Annotated in this window: 4 protein-coding genes and 1 pseudogene; 3 read left to right on the plus strand and 2 right to left on the minus strand. The window is 72.5% G+C overall.

The annotated features are described in order from the left end of the window. Nucleotides 1–317: pseudogene (locus ACI379_RS15895) on the plus strand (ketol-acid reductoisomerase); the annotation flags it as partial. 636 nt (nt 318–953) lie between these two features. Further along, on the plus strand, nt 954–1658 hold the full coding sequence (locus ACI379_RS15900) for a DsbA family oxidoreductase (RefSeq protein WP_439793090.1): 705 nt from the start codon (nt 954–956) through the stop codon (nt 1656–1658). A gap of 28 nt (nt 1659–1686) precedes the next feature. On the opposite strand, the gene ACI379_RS15905 is transcribed toward ACI379_RS15900, so the two are convergent. Beyond that, the gene (locus ACI379_RS15905) at nt 1687–2217 is read right to left on the minus strand and encodes a hypothetical protein (protein WP_439793091.1); all 531 of its coding nucleotides are present in this window, start codon (nt 2215–2217) and stop codon (nt 1687–1689) included. Nucleotides 2218–2463: 246 nt separating this feature from the next. Here ACI379_RS15905 and serA point away from each other — a divergent pair, with 246 nt between their 5' ends. Beyond that, nucleotides 2464–4050: a phosphoglycerate dehydrogenase gene (serA, locus tag ACI379_RS15910; RefSeq protein WP_439793092.1), complete on the plus strand. Its 1587-nt coding sequence runs from the start codon at nt 2464–2466 to the stop codon at nt 4048–4050. A gap of 19 nt (nt 4051–4069) precedes the next feature. Here the strand turns inward: serA and ACI379_RS15915 are convergent, their stop codons facing one another. Then, on the minus strand, nt 4070–5539 hold the full coding sequence (locus tag ACI379_RS15915; RefSeq protein ID WP_439793093.1) for a PLP-dependent aminotransferase family protein: 1470 nt from the start codon (nt 5537–5539) through the stop codon (nt 4070–4072). Between the last annotated feature and the right edge of the window lie 151 nt (nt 5540–5690).

Consider the following 5690-nt stretch of genomic DNA (forward strand, 5'->3'; position numbering starts at 1 on the left):
ACCTCATGTGGGAGGGCGGCATCGCCAAGCAGCGCTGGTCGGTCTCCGACACCGCTGAGTACGGCGACTACGTCTCCGGCCCGCGCGTCATCAACCCGCAGGTCAAGGACAACATGAAGGCCGTCCTGGCCGACATCGTCTCCGGCGCCTTCGCCGAGCGCTTCATCGCCGACCAGGACGCCGGCGCGCCGGAGTTCCAGGAGCTGCGCGCCAAGGGTGCCGCCCACCCGATCGAGGCCACCGGCAAGACCCTGCGCTCCCACTTCTCGTGGAAGCAGCAGGACGCGGACTACACCGACGGCTCCGCCGCACGCTGAGGAGTGAGCTGAAGCCGGGCCGAGCGTAGCGAGGTCCGGCGGAGGCGAGCCCCGCAGGCGGGTGGCGAAATGGACACCGCCGCACGCTGAGGAGTGAGCTGAAGCCGGGCCGAGCGTAGCGGGGCCCGGCGGAGGCGAGCCCCGCAGGCGGGTGGCGAAATGGACACCGCCGCACGCTGAGTCTGAGTCAGCCTGACGGCGCGTCCGCTGCGTTGTCGCCACTTCGTCGATCGCTCCGCTCCAAAGATCGACTTCGTGGCTCCGCCTGGCGGCCGCGCGCGTCAGCTGAGTCAGACCGGCGTGGTCTGGCCTTGCAGCCGCGCACGCCATCTCACCCGTTGGGTGGGGTGGGGTGCGCGGCTGCTGCCGTTCAAGGGCGATGCGTCATGCGTACGGGGTCTCGCGGCGGGTGCGTCATGCGTACGCGTCCTGCCGGGGGCCTGCGTCATGCGTACGCGTCCTGCTGGGGGCCTGCGTCATGCGGATCCGTACGTATTGGTCCGGGTTTGCCTGACGCGCGGGGGGCGGGGCCCGCGTTCGTATGACGCAACCCCCGCGGGCCCACGTTCGTATGACGCAACCCGCCACGGCAACCACGCGGGGAACATCGCGGGCTCCGCCACCGTTGCACCCGTCATGCAGATCGAGATCTGGTCCGACGTCGTGTGCCCGTGGTGCTACATCGGCAAGCGCCGCCTGGAGAAGGCCCTGTCCGAGTTCCCGCACGCGGACCAGGTCGAGGTGCACTGGCGGTCGTACCTGCTCGACCCCTCCGCGCCGGCCGTGGCCACCGAGACGGTCGCCGAGTCGCTCGGCAAGAAGTACGGCGGCGGGCCCGAGGCCGGCCGGCAGATGATCGACCGCGTCGTCGCCGTGGCCGCCGAGGAAGGCATGGCCTGGCAGTACGACAAGTCCATGCGGGTCTCCACCATCGACGCCCACCGTCTGCTTCACCTGGCCCACGCGACCGGCGGCAACGCGCTGCAGGGCGCCTTCAAGGAGGCCCTGCTCGAGGCCAACTTCATCGGCGCGCGCAACGTCGGCGACAAGGACGTGCTGCGCGAGCTGGCCGTGGGAGCCGGACTGCCGGCCGACCGGGTCGAGGAGGTGCTGGCCAGTGAGGAGTACTTCTCCGACGTCCAGGCCGACATCGAGCAGGCCCAGCGGTACGGCGCCTCGGGCGTGCCGTTCTACGTCGTCGACGGGAAGTACGGCGTGTCCGGCGCCCAGTCCGGTGAGGTCTTCACGCAGGTCCTCGAGAAGGCCTGGGCCGACACGCACCCCGCCATCGAGGTGGTCGGAGGCGGCGAGGAGTGCGGCCCCGACGGCTGCGCCGTCTGAGGATCACCCGGGTACGCGCACCGGCGGGTCACAGACCCGTCGGCGAGCGCAGCGACGCGGGTTCCTCGATCGCCTGTCGGCTGACCTCGTCGGCCGCCAGCTCGGGGTGCGCGGCGAGGGCCGGCTGGAGCAGCCGGGCGAGGTCGGAGATGTCGCCCACGTACGGGGTGGAGATCTTCAGCACCGGCTCGCCCGGGGCCACCACGTGCAGCGTCCACGTGCCCATCAGGGTCGACCCACGCGCGGGGAGGGTCTGGACGAACCGGACCGTCGTCGGTGGCGCCAGCACCCGGGTGACGTCCGCGCGCAGCGTCCTCTGGTGCAGCACGCCGGCCCCGTCGACCCACACCCGGCTCGTCCACGCCGCGGCCGCGCCCACGACGCCGCCGAGCACGATCACCACCAGCAGCGGGATCCCGATGACGTAGGTCGTCGTCCACTCGAACGTGCCCGCGACCATCCGCTGCACGTTCCACACGAGCCCCGCGGTGAAGAAGAGCGCGGTCGCCGTGAAGAGGAGGCGCCATCCAGGGGGTGTGGTCAGGACGGGACCGGTCATCGGGATCTCCCTCGCGCGTGACAGGTGGAGGCGCCCCCGAGCGGGCACCCGCGGGGGCCAGTCTGTCCCGCTGGTGGGCCACGCGGAACAGGGCCTGCCCACTGCGTGGTTCCGAATCGGACGGCGCGCGCCCGTGGGCTAGGCTTGGTACCGCACAGCGTCGTGCAGGACCGTCCCCTCGGACCGGGGGTGTGTACGGTCCGCCACCGATTCTTCTTCCGCTCACCCTTCACGAGGAATTCCGCTGTGACCAAGCCTGTCGTTCTCATCGCCGAAGAGCTCAGCCCCGCGACCATCGAGGCGCTCGGCCCCGACTTCGAGATCCGCCACTGCAACGGTGCCGACCGCGCCGAGCTGCTCCCGGCGATCGCGGACGTCGACGCCATCCTGATCCGTTCCGCCACCAAGGTCGACGAGGAGGCCCTCGCGGCCGCCGGCCGCCTCAAGGTCGTGGCGCGCGCGGGCGTCGGTCTCGACAACGTCGACGTCAAGGCCGCCACCCAGGCCGGCGTCATGGTGGTCAACGCCCCGACCTCCAACATCGTCTCGGCCGCCGAGCTGGCCGTCGCCCTCATGCTGGCCGCCGCGCGCCACATCAGCCCGGCCCACGCCGCGCTGCGCAACGGCGAGTGGAAGCGTTCGAAGTACACCGGCATCGAGCTGTACGAGAAGACCGTCGGCATCGTCGGCCTGGGCCGCATCGGCGTCCTGGTCGCCCAGCGCCTCTCCGCGTTCGGCATGAAGGTCATCGCCTACGACCCGTACGTCCAGGCCGGCCGCGCCGCCCAGATGGGCGTCCGTCTCGTGGACCTCGACACGCTGCTCGCCGAGGCCGACTTCATGAGCGTGCACCTGCCCAAGACGCCGGAGACCGTGGGTCTCATCGGCGCCGAGCAGCTCGCCAAGGCCAAGTCCTCGCTGGTCCTGGTCAACGCCGCCCGCGGTGGCATCGTCGACGAGGCCGCCCTGTACGAGGCCCTCAAGTCGGGCCAGATCGCGGCCGCCGGTCTCGACGTGTTCGCCAAGGAGCCGTGCACCGACAGCCCGCTCTTCGGGCTCGAGAACGTCGTCGCCACCCCGCACCTGGGCGCCTCCACCGACGAGGCGCAGGAGAAGGCCGGCATCGCCGTGGCCAAGTCGGTCCGCCTCGCCCTGTCGGGTGAGCTGGTCCCCGACGCCGTCAACGTCCAGGGCGGCGTCATCGCCGAGGACGTGCGTCCCGGCATCCCCCTCACCGAGAAGCTCGGCCGCGTCTTCACGGCCCTGGCCGGCGAGGTCGCGCAGTCGCTCGACGTCGAGGTCCGCGGCGAGATCACCGAGTACGACGTCAAGGTGCTCGAGCTCGCCGCCCTCAAGGGTGTCTTCACCGACATCGTCGAGGACCAGGTCTCGTACGTGAACGCGCCGCTCCTGGCCGCCGAGCGCGGCACCGCCGTGCGCCTGCTCATCGAGGGCGAGAGCGCCGACCACCGCAACCTGGTCACCCTGCGCGGCACCCGCGCGGACGGCACCCAGGTGTCGGTCAGCGGCACCCTGGTCGGCATCAACCAGCGTGAGCGCCTGGTGGAGGTCAACGGCTTCGACGTCGACATCGAGCCGACCGACCACCTCGCCTTCTTCACCTACGCGGACCGTCCCGGCATGGTCGGCACGGTGGGCGGCATCCTCGGCGACGCGGGCGTCAACATCGCCGGCATGCAGGTCGCCCGCGACGCGAAGGGCGGCCACGCGCTGGTGGCCCTCTCGGTCGACTCCGCGATCCCGGCCGACGCCCTGGTCTCCATCAAGGACGCCATCGACGCCGAGTCGGTGCGCGCGGCCGACCTGGCCTGAACGACCCCCGCCTGAGGCTTCAGGCGATCAGCACCCGGCCCGGTGGCGCAGCAGCGCCGCCGGGCCTCGTGCTGCTCCGGGGTACTCCCTGCGACACCTCGTCCCACGCGGTCGCGATCCGTACGACGGCCTCCTCGAGCTCGTCGGCGGGACGGGTCCACGGCAGGCGTACGAACCGGTCGAGGCCGCCCTCCACGGCGAACACGGGGCCGGGCGCCAGTGCCACGCCGTGGTCCTCGGCCGCGTGGGCCAGCCGGGTGCCGACCGGACCGGGGAGCTCGCACCACAGCGCCAGCCCGCCCCGCGGGACGTGGTGGAACCGCCACTGCGGCAGGTGCTTGGTCACGGCGGCCACGAGGGTGTCGCGCTGGAGCCGCAGCCGGGTCCGGTTGTGCTCCAGGACCTCGCCGGGGTCGGCGAGCAGGTGCGCCAGCGCCAGCTGCTCGAGCACCGGTGTCCCCAGGTCCAGGGCGACGCGGGCCTGCAGCAGCGCGTCCATCAGTCGTTGCGGGGCGCGGAGCCACCCCAGCCGCAGCCCGCCCCAGTGGCTCTTGCTGGCGCTGCCGATGGTGATGGCGTCGCGGCAGTGCGCGGCGAACGGCGCCGGCATGGCGTCCGCCAGCGCGGGGTCGAGGGCGAGCTGCTGGTGGGCCTCGTCGATCACCGGCAGCGTTGCGGCCCGGCGCAGCTGGGCCGCGAGACGCTCGCGCGTCGGGTCGTCCATCAGGTGCCCGGTGGGGTTCTGGAAGTCGGGGATGAGGTACGCGGCCTGCGCGCCCGCGTGGGCGATCTGGGCCGTCGTGGCCGCGACGTCCCACCCGTCGGGGTCGACGACGAGCGGGGCCAGCCGGGCTCCGGCGTGCGCCAGCGCCATGGTCGCGTTCGGGTAGGTGGGGGACTCCACCAGGACCCGGCTGGCGGGCCTCGTCAGCGCGCGGGAGACGACGGTGGCCGCGGCCAGGGCGCCCGGCGTCACCATGATCTGGTCGGGGCTGGTGGGCAGGCCCCGGTCGACGTACGTCTGGGCGATCTCCTCGCGCAGGCGGTCGACCCCGACGGGGAAGTAGCCGGTGCCCGACAGGTACGCCGGGAGCTCGTCGACGGCGGCCGCGTACGCCGCGGCGACGCCCGGAGGCGCCGACGGGGCGGCGCAGTTGAGGTCGATGACGGTGCGGCGGTCGGTGCTGGGGAGCAGCGACCGGTCGTGGGCGCGACGGCGGCCACCGGGCACGGTCGTCCAGGTGCCCGACCCGTGCCGGGCCCGGGCGTACCCGGCCTCGCACAGGGCGGCGTACGCCCGGGTGACGGTGGTGCGGGAGACGTCGAGCGCCTCGGTGAGGGAGCGCTCGCTGGGCAGGCGGACGTCGATCCCGATCCGGCCGTCGCCGATGAGCAGCACGAGGGCGTCGCTGAGACCGGCGTACGCGGGGGAGCGGTCGAAGTCGCCCACCAGTGCGGCGACCCGGCTGGCGCTGAGGGAGGGGGCCATGAAGCCACTTTCCCAGAAGTGGCTATGGAGAACAATGCCACTTGGGGGTCAGGATGGTCCGGTGAGCACGAACGCACTCCCCGGACCGGTCTCCCGTGACCGCACCACCCCCGCCCCCGTTGCCCTGCTCGACCTCGGGCAGGTGGCGCAG

Origin of the sequence: Nocardioides sp. (assembly GCF_051876515.1) — a bacterium.
Classification (GTDB): domain Bacteria; phylum Actinomycetota; class Actinomycetes; order Propionibacteriales; family Nocardioidaceae; genus Nocardioides.